Origin of the sequence: Pseudomonas saponiphila (assembly GCF_900105185.1) — a bacterium.
Lineage (GTDB): Bacteria > Pseudomonadota > Gammaproteobacteria > Pseudomonadales > Pseudomonadaceae > Aquipseudomonas > Aquipseudomonas saponiphila.
On record NZ_FNTJ01000001.1, the window covers coordinates 1,355,280 to 1,375,332 of the forward strand.

Here is a 20,053-nt window from a genome sequence, read left to right on the forward strand (position 1 = left end):
TTCTTCGAGGAATGCTTGTCGTTATTTGCTGTATGGCAGGGATAGCGGCAGCGGATGAAAAAAACATTCTGGTTACCAGTGGCAGTGACCGGGCAACTCCCATCGCCGTAGTGCCATTCGGTTGGCAAGGCGGCAGCGTGCTGCCGGACGACATGGCGCAGATCATCGGTGACGACCTGCGCAACTCGGGGTACTACGCACCTATCCCCAAGCAGAACATGATCAGCCTGCCGACCCAGGCCAGTGAAGTCATTTTCCGCGACTGGAAAGCCCTGGGCGCCCAGTACGTGATGGTCGGCAGCATTGTTCCGGCGGGCGGGCGCCTGCAGGTGCAATACGCGCTGTTCAACGTCGCTACCGAGCAGCAAGTGCTGACCGGCAGCGTGTCGGGCAGTGTTGATCAACTGCGGGATATGTCGCACTACATTTCCGACCAGTCCTTTGAAAAGCTCACCGGCATCAAGGGCGCTTTCTCGACTCGCCTGCTGTACGTGACGGCTGAGCGCTTCTCGGTGAACAACACCCGTTACACCCTGCAGCGTTCGGACTACGACGGTGCTCGGGCGGTTACCCTGTTGCAGTCCCGTGAGCCGATCCTGTCGCCGCGCTTTGCACCCGATGGCAAGCGCATTGCCTATGTGTCGTTCGAACAGAAGCGTCCGCGGATCTTCGTGCAACACATCGACACTGGTCGTCGTGAGCAGATCACCAACTTCGAAGGCCTGAACGGTGCTCCTGCCTGGTCGCCGGATGGCACCCGCCTGGCATTCGTGCTGTCCAAGGATGGCAACCCGGATATCTATGTGATGAACATGGCGTCCCGCCAGATCAGCCGCGTTACCAGTGGCCCGGGCATCAATACCGAGCCGTTCTGGGGCAAGGATGGTTCCACCATCTATTTCACTTCCGACCGTGGCGGCAAGCCGCAGGTCTATAAAAGCAACATCAATGGTGGTGGCGCCGAGCGTGTGACCTTTATTGGTAACTACAACGCCAACCCAAAACTTTCTGCTGACGAAAAGACCCTGGTAATGATTCACCGCCAGGATGGTTTCACCAACTTCCGGGTGGCGGCTCAGGATTTGCAGCGCGGTAGCGTAAAAATCCTTACAGACACCAACCTAGATGAGTCAGCTACTGTTGCGCCCAACGGCACCATGGTAATCTACGCCACCCGCCAGCAGGGCCGGGGAGTCTTGATGCTCGTGTCCATTAATGGACGTGTGAGGCTCCCGCTTCCTACCGCTCAAGGCGAAGTCAGAGAACCGTCCTGGTCCCCTTACCTGAACTGACGCGGCGCTACAAAGTTTCACTTAACACACTGGGGTTCATTAGGAGTTTCACGATGGAAATGTTGAAGTTTGGTAAGTTTGCTGCGCTGGCTCTGGCCATGGCCGTAGCTGTAGGTTGCTCCTCCAAAGGTGGCGACAACGCCGGCGAAGGCGCTGTTGATCCAAACGCTGGTTACGGCGCTAACACTGGTGCTGTTGATGGCTCCCTGAGCGAAGAAGCTGCTCTGCGCGCAATCACCACCTTCTACTTCGAATACGACAGCTCGGACCTGAAGCCAGAAGCCATGCGCGCTCTGGACGTTCACGCCAAAGACCTGAAAGCAAACGGCGCTCGCGTTGTTCTGGAAGGCAACACCGACGAACGTGGTACTCGTGAGTACAACATGGCACTGGGCGAGCGTCGTGCGAAAGCCGTTCAGCGCTACCTGGTTCTGCAGGGCGTTTCCCCTGCTCAGCTGGAGCTGGTTTCCTACGGTAAAGAGCGTCCAGTTGCCACTGGCCACGACGAGCAGTCCTGGGCTCAAAACCGTCGCGTCGAACTGCGTAAGTAATTCGTCATGCGAACGTGCCGTCGTGCTGTAACTATTTTGGCTCTCAGTCTCACGCCGCTAGCGGCGTGGTCTGCGGTTCCTGTGGTCGATAACAACTCCGGCTATAACAATAGCGGGAGCAGCTATCCGCCAGCGGGTTATGGCACGAACGGCGCCTATGCCGGGGGAGGGGTTTCGACCCCTGTCTCGGCACAGGGCGAGCTGTTCCAGCAACTGCAGCAAATGCAGGAGCAGATCGCACGGCAACAGGGTGTGATCGAAGTTCTGCAAAACGATGTAGCGCGCATGAAGCAAGAGAGCCTGGAGCGTTACCAGGATCTTGATCGGCGCATAGGAAGCGGTGTTGCACCTGCCGCGTCTCCTGAGAATTCTTCAGCCGGTGGCGATAGCAGTGCCGCCGGTGCCACAGCCGGAGCTGCTGCTCCAGCACCAGCGGCCAGCAGCGAACCAGGTGATCCGGCCAAGGAAAAGCTCTATTACGATGCTGCCTTCGACCTGATCAAGGCTAAGGACTTCGACAAGGCCAGCCAGGCTTTCTCGGCATTCCTGCGCAAGTACCCCAACAGCCAGTACGCCGGCAATGCCCAGTACTGGTTGGGAGAAGTGAACCTGGCCAAGGGCGATTTGCAAGGCGCTGGTCAGGCGTTCGCCAAGGTTTCCCAGCTGTATCCCAAGCACGCCAAGGTGCCTGATTCGTTGTACAAGCTGGCTGACGTAGAGCGTCGCCTGGGCCATACCGATCGGGTCAAAGGCATTCTGCAGCAGGTGGTGGCCCAGTATCCGGGCACTTCCGCCGCTCAGTTGGCGCAACGGGACCTGCAACGCATGTAAGCGCGTTGGCGACCGTTACAAGAAACCCGCGCTTGTCGCGGGTTTTTTCGTTAGAATTCACCCCCTTTTTTTGAAACACGCTTCCTGGGATCTGCGCGATGGCGGGGTTCCTTGAAGTGCCTGACGGAGGCGGACAGCCTGTTTAGCTGTTACGCCCGTGGCGACTATGCAAGACACATTGAGAATCACCGAAGTTTTCTACTCGTTGCAGGGGGAAACTCGGACTGCCGGGCTGCCCACGGTTTTCGTGCGCCTGACCGGATGTCCGTTGCGTTGCCAATACTGCGACAGCGCCTACGCTTTCAGCGGCGGCACCCAGCGTACCCTCGACAGCCTGCTGGAGCAGGTTGCCGGTTTCCGTCCGCGTTATGTCTGTGTCACCGGCGGCGAGCCGTTGGCGCAACCTAATGCCATTCCCTTGCTCAAGCAGTTGTGCGATGCCGGCTATGAAGTCTCGCTGGAGACCAGTGGCGCGCTGGATATTTCCGAGGTGGATCGGCGCGTTAGCCGGGTCCTTGACCTCAAGACCCCGGGTTCCAAGGAAGCGCATCGCAATCGCTACGAGAACATCGAGCTGCTGACGGTCAACGACCAGGTCAAGTTTGTCATCTGTTCCCGTGAGGACTACGACTGGGCGGTGTCCAAACTGATCCAGTACGGCCTTGAGCGGCGTGCCGGCGAAGTATTGTTCTCGCCCAGCCACCATGATCTCAGCGCACGGGATCTGGCCGACTGGATCGTGGCTGACAACCTGCCGGTGCGACTGCAACTGCAGCTGCATAAATACCTTTGGAATGATGAGCCGGGGCGCTGAAATGACTGAGCAAGCACAGAACCAATCTTCGACCGAGAAACGTGCAGTGATCCTGCTCTCCGGTGGACTGGACTCGGCCACCGTAGTGGCCATGGCCCGCGCCGAAGGCTACCGCTGCTACACCATGAGCTTCGATTATGGCCAGCGCCATCGGGCTGAATTGCACGCTGCCGAGCGCGTGGCGCGGGACCTGGGCGTAGTGGAGCACAAGGTGATCGGCCTGAATCTCAATGGCATTGGCGGATCGGCCCTGACCGACAGCTCCATCGATGTGCCGGAAGCGCCCGGTGAGGGAATTCCGGTGACGTATGTGCCGGCACGCAACACCGTGTTTCTGTCCCTGGCCCTGGGCTGGGCGGAAGTGCTGCAAGCGCGGGATATCTTCATCGGCGTCAATGCGGTGGATTACTCCGGTTATCCAGATTGCCGCCCCGAGTTCGTCGAAGCCTTCGAGCGTATGGCCAACCTGGCCACCAAGGCCGGCGTCGAAGGGCAGGGTTTCCGGATCCAGGCGCCCCTGCAGAACCTCAGCAAGGCTGAAATCATCAAGGCCGGTATGGGGTTGGGAGTCGATTATGGCCTGACGGTTTCCTGCTATCAGGCGGATGACCATGGCCGTGCATGTGGCAAATGCGACAGCTGCCGCCTGCGTGCAGAAGGGTTCGACGCGGCCGGTGTCAGCGATCCAACGGCTTATTTTTGATTTTTTTCATTTAGGGTGTTGAATTCCCGTTAGAAATCAGTATTATACGCGCCACCACACAGCGGGTCGTTAGCTCAGTTGGTAGAGCAGTTGGCTTTTAACCAATTGGTCGTAGGTTCGAATCCCACACGACCCACCATATTCTGGCGGTTTAGAAAATCTGGAAGGCCCACGAAAGTGAGGATTTCCGGGTTTTTTTTTGCCTGCAATAAACCCGGGCGTGAAGGTATCAAAGCTCGATGCGCTCTGGAAGGCTATCGATGACCTGGGACAGTTGCTCGTTTTGCGGCTCGTCCTGTGGGGGCGTTGTACGGCGTGCCTGGCGGTATTCGCTGGGGGTGCAACCGGTGAACTGCTTGAAGGCCCGGGCGAAGTAGGAAGGGTCCTTGAAACCGACCTCATAGCCGTTGCTGGTGACGGGCATCTGGCTGTTGTCCAGGAGCTCCTTGGCGCAATCCATGCGCTTGCTCAGTATGTAGTCCATGAAGCCCAGGCCATTCACTTCCTTGAACAGGCGGCTGAAGCGGAATGTCGTCATGCCGCAGCGCTTGGCCAGTTCCTTTTGATCGACGCTGTCGCGAAAGTGTTGGTCGATGTACAGCAGCACGTTGCTCAGGGCCTGATGTTTCTGGTGTTCTGCGGTCAAGCGGATGCTGTCCGGCAAGGACGGTCCATGCTCGACCAGCAACGTCTTGTTGCTAGTGCCAGAGTGACGACGCAGCTCGCAGAGCTGCCTCAGGGCGTGCATGAAACGCTCGGTCTCCGGGCCGGTAAGGGGCAACACCATGTACTCCCAGACCCTCGAGCGCATCGCCCAGATGGCAAGCTCCTCTGAGTGCTGCACGGTGAACATGGCGATGGGAACGGAGGGAACCCTGCGTTTGATCTCCAGCAGCAGGTTGAGGCCCGGCATGTCGGGGCGGTCATAGTGCATGCAGATCATGTCTGGCATTGGCAGCGTATCTATTGCGGAAACGTTGGCTCCCTTGGCCAGGTGACAGTCACAGGCAGAACGAAAATGCCCGATCAGCTCTTCAGCAGATCGGTTGCGAGTGAGATCAAACCATAGCAGGCATGGTTTCTTGATCGCCTCTGGTTTCATTGCCTTGTTCCTTTCAGCTATTACGCGGCCTCTATCTGCGGGGATAGTGCTTTTTCACCACTTGACGATGACTGAGACGAGTCTCGGTGTATTGAAGATCAGATGTGTTCATAGTTGCTCCTTAGCCTTTCGATTCTGTGCCGGGTGGGTGCATGGGAATATTTGTTCTTATTCACCAGCGCAAAAAAGTCCTAGCTATCGACAATAAACTCCTAACCCTGCCGGTTGCCCCTGACTAGCATTCCTTCAAGCGGTGGATCATCTAACCGCTTGAAGTACAGTCCTTAAATGAGGTGGCAAGATGAATCTGAAATCGATCAAAACCTCGGTTGCGGCATTCATCAAGGATGAAGATGGCTTGACCATTGTGGAATATGCAGTGGCTGGCGGGCTGATAACCCTTGGGGCCGTTGCTGCGTTTGTAACCCTGGGCGGCAACGTCAGTACCGCCATTACCAGTCTGGGATGCGCAGTACAGGGCAAGACCTGTTGATCCAAGTGCTTGCGCTGGGGTCTCAGTCCTGTACTGGAGCGGTTCATTGCGTCTGTGCCACCAGCGTAGCGGGGCAGGACGCCGTGGAGCGTTCTCCGTCAGGCTGAGGTCCAGCATGTAGTAGGGATCAGTATGCATAGGCGGTATGGCTGGCTCCTGGCTGTGATCCTGCTCGATCCCGAGTGACCGTAAAGCGCTGGGCAAGCGCTGTTCGAGTCAGACCCGGCCCGCAGTTTTTCTTCCCTGTCCAGCAGTATCGCTGCTGTGCTGCCTGCCTGAAGATCTAATCCTGATATACAAAACCCAGCTTAGTTCGTTCTGGACCATGCGCCATTCGGTGACCGTGGGGCGAGCGCTGTTTTCGCTCGGCAGGGTTGTATCAGGATCAATTTCTCAATGACTGAGAATGCGTGGTCATGTTGTTTGTGAATTGTTCCCTACTCAAACTTTTACTGGCTGATCAGGCAGTTGGCGCTGGGTTTAGTTGTTTCGGTTTTAGTTGCAATAAAGTCCTAGCGATCAGCAAAAAACTCCTAACCCCCTCAATCTCCTCCTGACTAAGGTTTGTCCCAGGTAGTGCGAAAAGTACTGCTCTTGAAGTCAATCACTTGAGTGAGGCAAACAAAATGAAACTGCAATCGATCAAGACCTCGGTGCTGAAGTTCATCAAAGACGAAGACGGCCTGACCATCGTGGAATATGCAGTGGCCGGCGGGTTGATAACCCTGGGGGCTGTCGCCGCGTTCATCACTTTGGGCACCAACGTGAAAACAGCCATCACCAGCCTGGGCTGTGCCGTCCAAGGCAAGACCTGCTAGCCGCGCCAACTCCACAGAGGATCGCGGTCATGGACAAGGAGCCCTTTATTACTGTGGTGGTGCTGCTGGGGCTGTTGAGTGTGGCGGTGGTGGGCGATCTGCGCCGCCACCGCATTCCCAACGTGCTGATCTTGCTTGGAGTATGCCTGGGGCTGGTTGGCCAGGCTTACACCGCAGGTTTAACCGGGTTGGGAAACGGATTGCTGGGCATGTTGATCGGCTTCGCGGTGTTTCTCCCGATGTATGTCTTTGGGGGGATGGCTGCCGGAGACGTCAAGCTGATGGCCATGGTCGGCACTTTTCTGACTCCGCATGGTGCCTTGTGGGCTGCGTTCCTCAGCCTGATTGCCGGTGGCTTGTGTGGCGTGTTGATAGTGCTGGTACGTGGTCAGGCCCAACAGACCGTGGGGCGTTACTGGCTGATGCTCAGAGCCAGGGCTTACTTCGCGCCTGCAGCCGATGAAGTGGCAGGCAAGCCATTTCCTTACTCGATTGCAGTGTTGCTCGGCACGTTGATCAGCATCTTCTGGTTGCCATTCAGTCACTAGTTCAGGAGAGCACTATGTACGCCATGAGTAATAGCCGTGTGTCCTCCTCTGAACGAGAAGCGGTGCAGCGGCTGGCCCCACAGCCATGCACGATTCTTGAAACCGGACTGGCGGACAACTTTCTCGGCGATCTGGTGTGCAAACATCTTTACGACGCTGGTGTTCTGGACATGTCGCGACTGGTGGAACGCCTGGCGCTGACCGGAGCTGTACTGGAAGAGGTGCTTACCTTCCTGCGCAAGGACCGCCGTGTCGAGATACTCGGCCAGGCTCCTGGCCAGACATTGCGCTACGGGTTGACGGAGCGTGGTCGTGCTGCCGCTCGCGATGCCCTGGCGCGCAGCGGCTACATTGGCGCCGCACCGTTTCCGGTGAGTGCCTATCGCTCCCTGCTCAAGGTCCAGACCATTCACCATGGCCGGATCAGCGCCCATGACATGCATCGCTCCTTCGGCGCGATGGTGCTGGCTCAGGACATGCTCGACCAACTGGGTGTTGCCCTGAACTCCGGGCGCGCCATCATGATTTACGGGCCCGCGGGCACCGGCAAGACCTATGTCAGCAGCCGACTGATCCGGCTGTTTTCCGAATCCATCTGGGTACCGCACGCCATTGCGATCAATGAGGCGGTGATCGAGATCTTCGATCCCCAGGTGCATCGGCGCCTGGATGACGATCAACAGCAGAACAACCTGTTGCTCAATGAGGGGATCGACCGCCGGCTGTTGCACTGTGAGCGCCCGCTGATCATCACGGGCGGCGAGTTGACCATGGAGCAGCTGGACGTTCGCTATGACCCCTTCACCCGCCAGTACCAGGCGCCCTTGCAGCTCAAGGCCAGCAACGGCTTGTTCATCATTGACGACATGGGGCGCCAGCGCATGGCCCCGGCAGAATTGTTGAACCGCTGGATCGTGCCCATGGAAGAGAAACGCGACTTTCTCAATCTTGGCGGTGGGCGGCATTGTGAATTGCCCTTCGACCTGATCCTGGTGTTCTCCACCAACATCAATCCCCTGGAGCTGGCGGACGAAGCGTTTCTGCGGCGCATCGGCTACAAGCTGCAGTTCGGTTATCTGAAGCCCGAAGAGTACCGGCGCATCTGGATTCAAGAGACCGAGCGGCTGGGCGTGCCATACGACCCCCAGGTGCTTGCCTACGTGCTTCAGGAACTCTATGGCGCAGAAAACATGCCTTTGGTGCCTTGCCACCCTCGCGATCTGTTGAACATGGCACTCGACCGTCAGCGCTATCTGGGCGGTTCTGGCCCGCTGTCGACCCGGGAGCTGGAGTGGGCGTGGCGCAACTACTTCGTCCAGCTCGACTTTCTTGGATAAGGAGACACTCCTATGAGCTCTCGCACATTCACCCTCATTGCCTTGTCCCTGATCCTGGGCTTGGGCGCGGCATGGATGGCCAACAACTGGCTCAATGCACGGCTCAATGTCGGTCCCGACGACAACCAGCGCAACGTGGTGGTGGCCACTGTCGAGATTGCCTTCGGGCAGATGGTAGAAGCCCAGCAGGTGGGCGTGGTGCGCATGCCCAAGGATGCGGTTCCGGACGATGCCTTTGACTCCACCGACAAGGTGGTGGGCAAGATCGCCACATTCTCCATGCTGCGCGGCGACATCCTGCGCGCTGCGCGCCTGGCCGAGCACCTGGGGGGCAGCACCCTGGCATCGCTGATCGAGCCGGACAAACGTGCGATATCGGTCCGGGTGGACGATGTGGTCGGCGTCGGCGGGTTCCTGCTCCCGGGCAATCGGGTCGATGTCCTGGCCACTCGCCAGACTGGCAACGATGGCAATGCCGAATCCAAGACCATCCTCGAGGACCTGCGGGTACTGGCCGTGGACCAGACCGCCAGTACCGACAAGACCCAGCCGGTGGTCGTGCGTGCAGTGACCCTGGAGATGACGCCGGTTCAGGCAGAAGTGCTGGTCAAGGGCATGACGGCAGGCAAGCTGCAACTGGCCCTGCGCAATCCGCTGGATAACAACAAGCGGCCTCTGCCCGTCGAGCCGGTGGCCATGGTTCAGGAAGCGCCGGCACCCGTAGTGAGCAAGCCGCTCGTGCACCGCCGCGCGGCTCCTGAGGCTGCTGGGATCACGGTAATCCGCGGTGTCGAGGTCAATGTCATCAAGGCTCTGTAGGCGGTTCGGGCTGGACAGGGACAGAGCGAGAAGGGGAGGGCTTGAAGATGAAATCGTGTATACGGCCGCCGCTCACCGCGTTTCCGTCCCGTCAGCGCGGGGCGATGATCATCCTGGTGGTGATCGCCATGGCCTCGCTCCTGTTGATGGGCGCCCTGGCCCTGGATGGCAGCCATATGCTGCTGAACAAGACACGGCTGCAAAATGCCGTGGACGCGGCGGCATTGAGTGGCGCCAAGACCCTGAGCATGGTGCCGGGCGTGACTGGTGCCGCAAGCCTGACCCAGACCGCCGCGTTGGCCACCTTGACCCTCAATGCCAATGCTTCCGGCAACCAGGAGCTGGCCAAGGCCATTGGCGGTAACGCCTCGGGGTTCGCCAAGGTCGAACTGGCCTCCAGCGTGTATGGACCTTTCTCTTTCCCCGGGCCGGCCAATGCCACCTATGTCCGGGTCACGGTAGCCAACTATCCCTTGAGCAGCTTTTTCTGGGGCGTGTTCCAGGCCTTGGGCAATGGCGGCAACAAGTCGGTGGCGGCCGTGGCTACTGCGGGCCCGAGCCCAACCAGCCCGTGCGACCTGACGCCGTTGCTGGTGTGCGGCGACCCCAGCAAGAACAACCCGGCCACCGGCATGTTCTGGGGCTACAAGTTCGGCGATCTGCAGGTATTGAAAACCGCGGCCAACAACAACTCGGCAATCGGCCCGGGGAATTTTCAACTGCTGGACTTCGGTTCTGGCGGCAATACGGTCAGGCAGGCGCTGGCGGGTGGAATCAATCAGTGCAACAGCGTGGGTTCCACTGTCCTGACCAAGCCGGGCAACACCGTGGGGCCATCTGCCCAGGGGCTCAATACCCGCTTCAACCAGTACAGCGGTGGCCTCAGCGCGTCGGATTATCCACCGGACCTGGTGACTACCGTCAACGCCAAGTCGCTGACTTACACCGGCTCTCCGGCGCAGATCCAGTACAACGGGCAAGCGGTCACTTCGAGCAACGGCAATCTGTCCACGCCCAGTGGTGCCTTGTATGGCTACAACAACTGGGTTCAGGCCTCGGCAGGCTGTGTCGCCGGCACCGGCGGTGGTTGCCAGAGCAACGGCGTGTTCGAGCGGCGGATCCTGAAGATCGTGATCGGCGACTGCTCGGGCAAGAACGACGGCGCCTCGTCAATTCCGGTGCTCGGTTTCGGTTGCTACTTCGTGCTGCAGCCCGAGGCGCAACAGGGCAATTCGGCGCAGATCTTTGCGGATTTCGGTGAACGTGACCGAGCGTTTCGCTAATACGTGACCGGTGCTTCCACCCCGGTTGCGCGGGTTCTGGATTGTAATCGCATCGGTCACGATGCGGCTTGTTCCTCGGCTTTTTTTCGGCGCAGCGACTCGCCTTTCATCGTCAGTCGGTAGGCGTTGTGCACCAGGCGGTCGAGGATGGCATCGGCCAGGGTCGGGTCGTTGATCCAGCCGTGCCAGTGCTCGATGGGCAGTTGGCTCGTCAGGATGGTGGAGCGGCTGCCAGCGCGGTCGTCGATCACCTCCAGCAGGTCATGCCGGGCTCCTTCCTCCAGCGGGGCTAGCGCCCAGTCGTCCAGCACCAGGACGTCGACCTTTGCCAGCTGTTGCAGGGTACGGCCGAAGCTGCCGTCGCCATGAGCGATGCGCAGTTGTTCCAGCAGGCGCGGGGTGCGCAGGTACAGGGTGCTATAGCCCTGGCGGCAGGCCTGGTTGCCCAGGGCGCAGGCCAGCCAGGTTTTGCCGGCACCGGTCGGGCCGGTCAGCAGCAGGTTGTGCTGCTGGCGGATCCAGTCGCCACTGGCCAGGGTGGCGATCAGACGCTCGTCCAGGGCGCGTCCGGTGCGGCGGTCGAGATCTTCCAGGCAGGCGTTGGCGTACTTGAGCTTGGCCTTCTTGCGCAGCCGTACCAGGCGCTGGTTGTCACGCCAGGCCAGTTCGCGGTCGAGCAGTAGGCCGAGGCGTTCATCGAAGCTCAGGCTGTGGCTGGCCGGCAGCGTCCATTGCTCTTCCAGGGCGCGGGCCATGCCGTCCAGGCGTAGCTGGTGCAGTTGATTCAGGGTGTGTTGCGGCATCATCGAACAGCTCCTGTTGCGGGGGTTGGTAGTAGTCGGCGCCACGGACGTTCTCGTGGTCGCCGGGTAAGGTCGTTTCGGCGGCACGCTGGGGCAGCGGCTGTTGATCCAGGCCTTGCTGGAGCAGGTTGCGCACGCTGCGCCCGGTGAAGGCGCGCAGGTGTACGGCACGTTCGGCAGCGGCTTCCAGGCGTGCATTGCCATAGCGCCGGGCCAGCGAGAGCAGGCCGAGGCAGGCGCGGTAGCCCATCTCCGGGTGCGGCTTGTGGGTCAGTTGGTGATCGATCAGTTGGCGCGTGTAGGGGCCGATCCGCGCGCCCCAGTCGAGCAGGCGTTGTGGCGTCCATTCGCGATGCGCCTGGTGCGCCGCGGGCATGTGCTCGCGCTGGGTACTGTAAGCGCCGCGTCGCCCCAGCAGCAGGTGGCTGGCCACCCGCCGGTTGCCATGCAGCACTTCCAGGGTGTGTGCCGTCAGTCGCACGTCCACGTTCTGCCGGGCCAGGGCGGAGGGCACGCTGTAGAAGCTGCCATTGACCTCGATGTGGTAGTCGATGCTGACCTTGCAGCGCTTGAAGGTGGCGACCTCGTAGGGATGCACCGGCAGCGCTCGCAAGGCCGGGCGATCCAGGCGCTCGAACCAGTCGCGCCGGCAGCCATCGAGCCGCTTGAACGGGCGCCGATTCAGATCCTCCAGCAGCTCGGCGATGGCCTGGTTAAGCGCATGCAGGCTGAAGAACTGCCGATGGCGCAGCCGCGCCATGATCCAGCGCTCGACCACCTGCACCGCCACCTCGGCCTTGGCCTTGTCCTGAGGCTTGCGTGGCCGTGCCGGCAGGATCACCGTCTGGTAATGACGCGCGCACTCCAGCGTGGCCCGGTTCAGGCCCGGCTCGTAGCGATCCGGCTGGGCGACCAGGGCGCGCGGATTGTCCGGCACAACCATTTCCGGCACGCCGCCAAAGTAGGTCAGAGCCTGGCCCAGCGAGGTCAGCCAGTCCACCTGGGTTTCGCCTGGCGTCGCGCAGGCATAGGTGTAATTCGAGGCGCCCAGGGCGGCGACGAAGATGTGCGCCCGGCGCACTTCGCCGGTGGCCGGGTCGACCACCGGCAGCGTCGGCCCGGCATAGTCGATGAATAGCTTCTCGCCCGCACGGTGCAGCTGACGCATCGAACGTTTGAGCGTCTGGGCGTAGCGCCGGTAGTGCTCGACGAACTGGGTGTAGCGGTAGGTCGGCTGGCCCGCATGCGCGGCGAGATATTCCTCCCACAGCAGCTGCAAGGTCACGCCCTTGCGTCGCAACTCGCGGTGGATGCTCAGCACATCGGGCAGCACTCGCTCACCGCGCGGCTTGTTCGTCGACGTCGGTGCAAACAAGGCGGCCGCCAGCGCGGCCTCGTCCATGGCCACCAGCGCCGGCCAGTCCAGCCCGGCCACCCGCGCCGCCGCGATGTACTTGCTAACCACGCCCTTGGACAGCTGCAAGGCACGGGCAATCTTCTCGTGGGACAAGCCGGCCTCAAACTTGAGGCGCAGACATTCTTTGATGTTTCGCATGGCTACTCGCGGCGCCGCCATCTTCCTCTCCCGAAATCGGTCGAGGATGGCGGCGCATCAGGTCATGCGCAACGAAGGGGAAGGCTTTCGCTAAGTCGTGACCGGCGATTTCGGTAAGCCGTGACCACCTGTTTCGGAACAGGCGGAAAATCGGTCACGTTGCTACCGAAATGAGCGGTCACGCGTTAGCGAAATGACCGGTCACGATCAACCGAAACGGCCGGTCACGGTGCTCCGAAATCCGCAGATCTTCGGTCAGTTCGTCAGTCAATGCGAAGGCGACAACGTGCCGGGCCCCAACCCGGCGAACACTTCCGGGCCGCAGATCATCCAGTTGTACAAGACCTACATCGACAACAACCAGACGCCGAGTACCGACTCGTAGGAGGGAGTGATGAGACGCAGTGGATACAGACTGCCGACCGCCCAGAGCGGCATGGCGATGGTGGAGCTGGCAATTACCCTGCCGCTGCTGGCGTTGCTGATGCTGACCTTCGGTGAATTCGGGCGCATGTTGTTCCAGTACAACAGCCTGATGCAGGCCAGCCGTGACGCCGGGCGCTTTGCCGCCGCCCAGGCCTGGAACGGCACCCTTGGCACGGTCAGCCTGAGTTCTTCGCTGATCTCCCAGACCCAGAATGTTGCGGTTTACGGCGTCCCCGCCAATCCCAATGGCTACCCCCCCGTGGTTTCCGGCCTGACGACCGGCAATGTGCAGGTCAGCACGGTCGGGACCGACCATGTCCAGGTCAGCATCAACTACACCTTCGTGCCGGTGATCGGCAGCGCGCTGCCTGCTCTCTATGGCAGCAGCGTGCCGCTGGGCCTGGCGTTGACCTCGACTATCGTGATGAGGGCCTTGTGATGAACGTCCGGCACATGCGTGGGGTGTATATCGTCGAATTTGCCATCGCCAGCCTGGTGCTGTTCACCCTGCTGTTCGGCGCCCTGGAGGTCGGCCGGCTGTATTTCACCGTCAACACCCTTAATGAAACGGTACGCCGCGGCGCTCGCCTGGCGGCGGTGTGCGATATCAAGGACCCGGTCATTCTGCGGCGGGCGATGTTCAACTCGGCGACCAATACCGGCGCCAGCAGCCTGATCGCCAGCCTCACCAGCGCCAATCTGAAACTGGTCTACCTGGATGCAAACGGCGCGGTGGTCGCCAACCCCAACGACCTCACCAGCAGCACCGGTTTTATCGCCATCCGCTATGTCCGGCTGGAGGTGTCGAATTTCAGTTTCAACCTGCTGATCCCCGGGTTTGGCGGGGCGTTCATTTTGCCGATGTTCAAGTCCACCGTGCCGCGCGAAAGCCTGGGTCGACAGCCTGATGCGACGGTCAATCCGGAGATCACACCATGCTAAGTACCCGAGCAGCCCCCGCCACCCCCGCGGCTGACAGATCCGGCATGCGCCTGCTGATCAGTGGGCGAGATGCGTCGGCCTTGAGTCATCTGAAAGCCCTGAGCTCGAAGCTGCCCGGCCTGCAGGTCAGTACGCGCCTGGTGAGCAATGGTCATACCGATCCGTTGTATGGGTTGGAGCAGATGCCGGACTTCCTGTTGTTGAGGGTCAGCCACCTGTGGCGCGAGGAGCTGGCGGCGCTGTTGCAGCATCCGGTGAAGGAGCGTCCGCCACTTCTGGTCTGTGGCCCGCTGGACGAGCGTGAAGGCATGCGCCTGGCGATGCAGGCCGGTGCCCGTGACTTTCTGCCGGAGCCGGTCGCCGCCGAGGAGTTGCAGGCGGCGCTGGGCCGCATGGTGATGGAGGCCCATGCGGAACAGGGGGCAGGGGGCAAGTTGATTGCGGTGATGAATGCCAAGGGCGGATCGGGCGCTTCCATGCTGGCCTGCAATCTGGCCCATCAGCTCAGCGAGCGGGGTGGCCGAACCCTGCTGCTGGACCTGGACCTGCAGTTTGGCAGCGTGACCCACTGTTTTGATGTCATGCCGACCCACAGTCATGTGGAGGTGCTGCAACAGGTCGAGAGCCTGGATGGTATTGCCTTGCGCGGCTATTGCAGCCATTTCAGCCCCACCCTGCATGTGCTGGGGGGGCGTACCGGGGAACTGTTCCTGGCTCAGGACATCCGCATTGAACAGCTCGAAGGCTTGTTGCGCCTGGCGCGCAGCACCTATGACTGGGTGGTGGTGGATCTGCCGAGGCAGATCGACCATCTCACCGGCATCACCCTGGAGCATGCCGATCACGTCTTCATCGTGCTGCAGCAGAGTCTCAGCCACCTGAAGGACGGCACCCACCTGCTGCGCATTCTGCGCGACGACCTGGGGGTGCAGAACAACCGTCTGCAGGTGGTGGTCAATCGCTACGACAAGTCCTCGGCCGTCAGCCTCAAGGACATTGGCGAGGCATTGCGCTGCACCGATCTGCACAAACTGCCCAACGACTATGCGGTGGTGGGCGAGAGCCAGAACACCGGCGTGCCGCTGGAGCTGCACGCGCCGCGTGCCGGCATCACCGCGGCCCTGCGCGACTTGAGTCAGCGCCTGATCGGTATCCAGGCCGAGGAGCAGGGTCTGCTCAAACGTACTTTCAGCCGTCTGTTCGGAGGGTAAGCCATGCTCAGCGACTTTCGAAATCGCCTGCGTCAGCAATCCAGCAAGCCAGCCCCGGCAGATGGGCCAGCCGCAGCCATCAGCAGTGAGGACTGTGTCAGCGTGCTCATGGCCTGGGAAGCCAGCGTGCCCGATGTGCTCTACGAGACCCGGACCAAACTCAGTTCGATGGAGACCGAGTGGCGGGAGAAGATCTACCAGCAGTTGCTCAAGGTCATGGACCTGTCCTTGCTGGATACGCTGGAACCGGCCGACGCCGGGCGGCAGATCCGCGAGCTCAGCCTGCGGCTGCTCGACGAGCACTCGGCGCCGGTCAGTGCCAGCAGCCGTCAGCTGATCATCAAGCAGATCACCGATGAGGTGCTGGGGCTTGGGCCATTGGAGCCGCTGCTGGCCGACCATACGGTGTCCGACATCCTGGTCAACGGCCATGCCTCGGTGTACGTGGAGCGCTTCGGCAAGTTGCAGAGGACCGATGTGCACTTTCGTGACGATCATCATCTGCTGAACATCATCGATCGCATCGTTTCCAGCCTGGGGCGGCGCATTGATGAGTCTTCGCCCCTGGTGGACGCGCGCCTGAAGGACGGTTCGCGGGTCAACGCGATCATTCCGCCGCTGGCCATCGACGGGCCGAGCATGTCCATCCGCCGCTTTGCCGTGGACCTGCTCAATACCGAGAGCCTGGTGCAGATGGGCACCCTGACGCCGGCCATCGCGCTGATGCTCAAGGCCATCGTCCGTGGTCGGCTCAATGTGCTGATTTCCGGCGGGACCGGCAGTGGCAAGACCACCATGCTCAATGTGTTGTCCAGCTTCATCCCGCATAACGAGCGGATTGTCACCATCGAGGACTCGGCCGAGCTGCAGTTGCAGCAACCCCATGTGGTGCGCCTGGAAACCCGCCCATCGAACATTGAGGGCCGTGGTGAGGTGAGCCAGCGGGAACTGGTGCGCAACAGCCTGCGGATGCGCCCGGACCGCATCGTGATCGGTGAGGTACGGGGTGCCGAAGCGCTGGACATGTTGACCGCGATGAACACCGGACACGATGGGTCGCTGACCACCATTCACGCCAACACCGCGCGTGATGCCCTGGGGCGGATCGAGAACATGGTTTCGATGACGGGGGCGACGTTCCCGATCAAGGCCATGCGCCAGCAGATCGCCTCGGCCATAGGTGTGGTGATCCAGTTGGAGCGCCAGGAAGACGGTACGCGGCGCCTGGTCAGCGTGCAGGAGATCAACGGCATGGAGGGTGAAATCATCACCATGACCGAGATCTTCAGCTTTGTGCGCAGTGGCATCGGTGAGAAGGGCGAGGTTGTCGGCGAGTTCCGTCCCACCGGAATGGTGCCGGCGTTTCGCAACGTGCTGGCCAAGCGTGGCATTGAATTGCCGCTGAGCCTGTTCCGGCCGGAATGGATGGAGGACCAGCCATGAGTCAGATCCCCAGCGAATTTATCCTAGCGTTTCTCGGCATGGTGTTTACCGCCATGTTTCTTCTCAGCCAGGGCTTGGTCATACCGGTGTTCGGTGAGGCGAGCAAGGTGCGCAAGCGTATTCGCGGCCGGCTCAATCTGCTGGAGCGCGCGAGCAACCTGCCGAACATGCAGTCGATACTGCGGCAGAAATACTTGCGTCGCCTGTCACCGCTGGAGGCTCGCCTGGAGCAATTGCCCGTGATGGAAAGCCTGGCACAGATGATCGAGCAGTCCGGTCACGAGTACCGTGCCTATCGGGTGCTGTTGCTCGGTGTGGTGCTGGGGAGTGCCGTGGGTTTGCTGTTGTGGGTGCTTCTGCAAATCTGGTGGGTGGCGCTGCCGGTGGCGATGGCGGTGTTCTGGTTGCCGGTGCTGAAGATCTCCCGCGACCGCAGCAAGCGTTTTGCCGAATTCGAAGAAGGCTTGCCGGATGCACTGGATGCCGTGTGCCGGGCGCTGCGCGCCGGACACCCGTTCAATGAAACCCTGCAACTGGTCGCCGATGAGCACAAGGGCCCGGTCGCGCATGAATTCGGCCTGACGTTTTCCGACATCAACTACGGCAATGACGTGCGCCGGGCGATGCTTGGCCTGCTGGAGCGCATGCCGAGCATGACGGTGATGATGCTGGTGACCACTGTGCTGATCCACCGTGAAACGGGGGGCAATCTGACGGAAGTGCTGGAGCGCCTGAGCAGCCTGATCCGCGGGCGCTTTCGCTTTCAGCGCAAGGTCCGGACGCTCTCGGCCGAAGGGCGCATGTCGGGCTGGATACTGGTGTCGATGCCCTTCGTACTGGCGGCGGCGATCGTCTTCTCGAGCCCGACTTATCTACCTTTGCTGTTCCAGGAGCCGCTGGGCCAGAAGCTGGTCATCGGGGCGTTCATCGCGATGCTGATCGGCATTTTCTGGATACGCAAAATCATCCGGATTCAGGTTTGAACATCGGCGTTCGCAGGGGGTGAGGTCATGGATTATCTATTGAGTCTGATCAATCGCGTGGTGGGCAACGAAGCACTCGCGCGCCTGCTGTTCTCCGCGGCCATCGGCTTGAGCGTGGTGTTCGCGGTGGCGACCCTGGTGCTGCTGGTGATGGGGCTGCAAGACCCGGTGCAGCGTCGCCTGTTGCTGATCAAGCGTGGCCATGGCGCGGTGACCCGGGAGGCACCGAGCAACCTGCAGTTGATGCTTGAACAGGTCGGCCAGCGTTTTGTAGCGCAAGAGCAGGACCAGGTCTCCGCGACCCGGACCCTGCTGATACACGCCGGGTATCGCTCGCCTGCGGCGGTGCAGATGTACTGGGCCCTGCGCTTGCTGTCGCCGTTGCTCATGCTGGGCCTGGTGGTCCTGGTGCTGCCGCTGATTCCGAAGCTGTCGCTGCTCCTGGGGATCTTCCTGCTGGTTCTGGCGGCCGGTATCGGCTGGTTGGCTCCGGCGATCTATGTCAGTGCGCGGCGGCAGGCGCGCACGACCCGCTTGCTGGTGGCCTTTCCGGATGCGCTTGATTTGATGGTGGTCTGTGTCGAGTCCGGCCTGGCCTTGCCCCAGGCCATCGAGCGGGTGTCCGAGGAAATGGCCGTCAGCCAACCGGATCTGGCCCTGGAGCTGGCGCTGGTCAACTCTGAAATCCGTGCCGGTATTCCCAGCACCGAAGCCCTCAAGCGCCTGGCGGATCGGACCGGGCTGGAGGACATTCGGGGCCTGGTGAGCCTGCTGGCGCAGAGCATCCGCTTTGGTACGAGCGTGGGGACTACCTTGCGGATCTATGCCGAGGAGTTTCGCGACCGGCGTACTCAGCTGGCGGAGGAAAAGGCTGCAAAAGTCGGGACCAAGTTGATCTTTCCACTGATTTTCTGCCTGTGGCCGAGCTTTTTCCTGGTGGCCATAGGTCCGGCAATCATTGGCGTATTCAAGGTCTTCGGGAAGTTATGAAGGACGCGAGGCGCGGTAGATGCCTGCCAGCCTGCTCCATCAGCGGATGGGGCAGGTGCAGGAGGTCGGCTCGAACGATGGCCGCCGAGCTTGAGGCGGGTCGCTGACAGTAACGGTTTATTTCCCCTTGCCCGAGTATTCCTTGTAGTACTCGGGGATCGCGTGTTTGTAGCTCTCCATCCAGCGTTGCAGGCTCAACTCCCGTTCACCGGGGGTCGCCGGTTGCGGGGTGTTCGACGCCACCTGATTGCGGTTCTGCAATTGCAACCAGGTTTCGGTTATGTGCTGCTGTGGGGAGGATGGACCGGGTTGAATGGCCTGAGCCGCGAGGGGAAGCAGCAAGAGGCCCAGGCAACTGAGCATGTTGTGTTTCATCACTACCTCTGCGTTGTCGAGGGGGGGGCTTCGGGTCGCGCCGGATCACCGGCGGTCGCTACCCGATCATTGGGCGCCGTGGTCCTGAGTTTTTCTGCGCGGGCCTTGGCTTCGGTGACTTGCCCCGGACTCAGGCCGACACGGCTGACCACTTCCGAGGCTTGTTTCCAGTTCCCTTGATAGATCAGCAAGGTCACCAGATTCAGGGCCGCCAATTGATCCGACTGCTTGAGCTCCATGGCGGTGATGAACTCGAAACGGGCTTCTTTCAGGCGTCGCTGATTGAGGTAGACCACGCCCAGGTCGTTGCGGATCTTCTCGTCAGTGGGAGAAAGCCGGGCTGCGCGTTGCAGGTACACCAGCGCCTGTTCGTTATCGCCGCGCCCCGCAGCCAGTTGTCCCAGGCCATGTTCGCCTTCTGCCGCCAGGCAACCACTGAGCAGGCTGCGGTACAGTGGCTCGGCTTCGCGTTGTCCCAGCAGGCGGTAGATCTTGGCCTTGCGCAGGCGCACTGCCGGAAGGTCATCGGGCAGGCGTTGCAGGTTGGCCAGGCCAGCATGCAGTTTGCCGCTGTTGATCATTTCGTCTGCCAGGCTGAGTGACAATTCCTGGTCGGAGTTGATCTTGGCGCATTCTGGCGGAGCGCTCAGCGACGACCAGGATGCGCCTCCAGATGAGGCGCAGCCACTGAGCATCGCCAGCCCTATCGCCACTATCATGGTTTTCATTTTCCG

At 60.9% G+C, this 20,053-nt stretch carries 22 protein-coding genes, 1 tRNA gene and 1 pseudogene; 19 read left to right on the forward strand and 5 right to left on the reverse strand.

The window, feature by feature from the left end:
* Positions 1-11: 11 nt before the first annotated feature.
* From tolB to BLV47_RS06515, 6 genes are all read left to right on the forward strand, one after another.
* Positions 12-1,292, forward strand: coding sequence for a Tol-Pal system beta propeller repeat protein TolB (gene tolB, locus BLV47_RS06490; protein ID WP_015636767.1), 1,281 nt, complete (start codon positions 12-14; stop codon positions 1,290-1,292).
* A 53-nt stretch (positions 1,293-1,345) separates the two neighbouring features.
* Entirely contained in the window at positions 1,346-1,843 is a 498-nt protein-coding gene (pal, locus tag BLV47_RS06495; protein WP_003227510.1) for a peptidoglycan-associated lipoprotein Pal, read from the forward strand.
* A 6-nt stretch (positions 1,844-1,849) separates the two neighbouring features.
* Positions 1,850-2,674 (forward strand): tol-pal system protein YbgF, encoded by an 825-nt coding sequence (gene ybgF, locus BLV47_RS06500; protein WP_092311230.1) that lies wholly within the window; start codon positions 1,850-1,852, stop codon positions 2,672-2,674.
* A 166-nt stretch (positions 2,675-2,840) separates the two neighbouring features.
* A complete protein-coding gene (gene queE, locus BLV47_RS06505) occupies positions 2,841-3,488 on the forward strand; it encodes a 7-carboxy-7-deazaguanine synthase QueE (protein WP_092311233.1) in 648 nt (215 codons plus the stop codon).
* A 1-nt stretch (position 3,489) separates the two neighbouring features.
* The gene (queC, locus tag BLV47_RS06510) at positions 3,490-4,191 is read left to right on the forward strand and encodes a 7-cyano-7-deazaguanine synthase QueC (protein WP_092311236.1); all 702 of its coding nucleotides are present in this window, start codon (positions 3,490-3,492) and stop codon (positions 4,189-4,191) included.
* A gap of 63 nt (positions 4,192-4,254) precedes the next feature.
* A tRNA-Lys gene (locus BLV47_RS06515) sits at positions 4,255-4,330 on the forward strand.
* Positions 4,331-4,420: 90 nt separating this feature from the next.
* Here the strand turns inward: BLV47_RS06515 and BLV47_RS06520 are convergent.
* Entirely contained in the window at positions 4,421-5,293 is an 873-nt protein-coding gene (locus tag BLV47_RS06520) for a helix-turn-helix transcriptional regulator (protein ID WP_092311239.1), read from the reverse strand.
* Positions 5,294-5,594: 301 nt separating this feature from the next.
* Between BLV47_RS06520 and BLV47_RS06525 the strand changes: the two genes are divergently transcribed.
* The 6 genes from BLV47_RS06525 (at position 5,595) to BLV47_RS06550 (ending at position 10,591) form a co-directional block, all read left to right on the forward strand.
* A complete protein-coding gene (locus tag BLV47_RS06525) occupies positions 5,595-5,786 on the forward strand; it encodes a Flp family type IVb pilin (protein ID WP_092311242.1) in 192 nt (63 codons plus the stop codon).
* 626 nt (positions 5,787-6,412) lie between these two features.
* Positions 6,413-6,604 (forward strand): Flp family type IVb pilin, encoded by a 192-nt coding sequence (locus tag BLV47_RS06530; RefSeq protein ID WP_016967360.1) that lies wholly within the window; start codon positions 6,413-6,415, stop codon positions 6,602-6,604.
* 29 nt (positions 6,605-6,633) lie between these two features.
* Positions 6,634-7,152, forward strand: a complete 519-nt coding sequence (locus BLV47_RS06535; RefSeq protein ID WP_092311245.1) for an A24 family peptidase — start codon at positions 6,634-6,636, stop codon at positions 7,150-7,152.
* Positions 7,153-7,166: 14 nt separating this feature from the next.
* Positions 7,167-8,489 carry a P-loop NTPase family protein gene (locus BLV47_RS06540; protein ID WP_092311248.1) on the forward strand — a complete coding sequence of 441 codons (1,323 nt, stop codon included), beginning with the start codon at positions 7,167-7,169 and terminating at the stop codon, positions 8,487-8,489.
* Between the two features lie 12 nt (positions 8,490-8,501).
* Positions 8,502-9,308: a Flp pilus assembly protein CpaB gene (gene cpaB, locus BLV47_RS06545; protein WP_092311251.1), complete on the forward strand. Its 807-nt coding sequence runs from the start codon at positions 8,502-8,504 to the stop codon at positions 9,306-9,308.
* A 47-nt stretch (positions 9,309-9,355) separates the two neighbouring features.
* Positions 9,356-10,591, forward strand: coding sequence for a TadE/TadG family type IV pilus assembly protein (locus BLV47_RS06550; protein WP_092311254.1), 1,236 nt, complete (start codon positions 9,356-9,358; stop codon positions 10,589-10,591).
* 56 nt (positions 10,592-10,647) lie between these two features.
* Here the strand turns inward: BLV47_RS06550 and istB are convergent, their stop codons facing one another.
* Complete coding sequence (gene istB, locus BLV47_RS06555) at positions 10,648-11,397, reverse strand: IS21-like element IS1474 family helper ATPase IstB (RefSeq protein WP_062838242.1); 750 nt, start codon at positions 11,395-11,397, stop codon at positions 10,648-10,650.
* Positions 11,285-12,970 carry an IS21 family transposase gene (istA, locus tag BLV47_RS06560; RefSeq protein ID WP_062838241.1) on the reverse strand — a complete coding sequence of 562 codons (1,686 nt, stop codon included), beginning with the start codon at positions 12,968-12,970 and terminating at the stop codon, positions 11,285-11,287. The genes istB and istA overlap by 113 nt, the downstream gene beginning before the upstream one ends.
* A 223-nt stretch (positions 12,971-13,193) precedes the next feature.
* Here istA and BLV47_RS06565 point away from each other — a divergent pair.
* From BLV47_RS06565 to BLV47_RS06595, 7 genes and pseudogenes are all read left to right on the forward strand, one after another.
* Positions 13,194-13,334: pseudogene (locus BLV47_RS06565) on the forward strand (pilus assembly protein); the annotation flags it as partial.
* Between the two features lie 9 nt (positions 13,335-13,343).
* Entirely contained in the window at positions 13,344-13,814 is a 471-nt protein-coding gene (locus BLV47_RS06570; RefSeq protein ID WP_092311260.1) for a TadE/TadG family type IV pilus assembly protein, read from the forward strand.
* Positions 13,814-14,317 (forward strand): TadE/TadG family type IV pilus assembly protein, encoded by a 504-nt coding sequence (locus BLV47_RS06575; protein WP_092311262.1) that lies wholly within the window; start codon positions 13,814-13,816, stop codon positions 14,315-14,317. The genes BLV47_RS06570 and BLV47_RS06575 overlap by 1 nt, the downstream gene beginning before the upstream one ends.
* Positions 14,311-15,528: an AAA family ATPase gene (locus tag BLV47_RS06580; protein WP_092311264.1), complete on the forward strand. Its 1,218-nt coding sequence runs from the start codon at positions 14,311-14,313 to the stop codon at positions 15,526-15,528. Before BLV47_RS06575 ends, BLV47_RS06580 begins: the two co-directional genes overlap by 7 nt.
* 3 nt (positions 15,529-15,531) lie before the next feature.
* Positions 15,532-16,971, forward strand: a complete 1,440-nt coding sequence (locus BLV47_RS06585; RefSeq protein WP_060840710.1) for a TadA family conjugal transfer-associated ATPase — start codon at positions 15,532-15,534, stop codon at positions 16,969-16,971.
* Positions 16,968-17,954 (forward strand): type II secretion system F family protein, encoded by a 987-nt coding sequence (locus tag BLV47_RS06590; RefSeq protein WP_092311267.1) that lies wholly within the window; start codon positions 16,968-16,970, stop codon positions 17,952-17,954. Before BLV47_RS06585 ends, BLV47_RS06590 begins: the two co-directional genes overlap by 4 nt.
* Positions 17,955-17,981: 27 nt before the next feature.
* Entirely contained in the window at positions 17,982-18,944 is a 963-nt protein-coding gene (locus tag BLV47_RS06595; RefSeq protein ID WP_092311270.1) for a type II secretion system F family protein, read from the forward strand.
* A gap of 117 nt (positions 18,945-19,061) precedes the next feature.
* Here the strand turns inward: BLV47_RS06595 and BLV47_RS06600 are convergent, their stop codons facing one another.
* Both BLV47_RS06600 and BLV47_RS06605 read right to left on the reverse strand, forming a co-directional pair.
* Positions 19,062-19,319, reverse strand: a complete 258-nt coding sequence (locus tag BLV47_RS06600; RefSeq protein WP_092311273.1) for a DUF3613 domain-containing protein — start codon at positions 19,317-19,319, stop codon at positions 19,062-19,064.
* Between the two features lie 2 nt (positions 19,320-19,321).
* Positions 19,322-20,047 (reverse strand): tetratricopeptide repeat protein, encoded by a 726-nt coding sequence (locus tag BLV47_RS06605; protein ID WP_092311276.1) that lies wholly within the window; start codon positions 20,045-20,047, stop codon positions 19,322-19,324.
* Between the last annotated feature and the right edge of the window lie 6 nt (positions 20,048-20,053).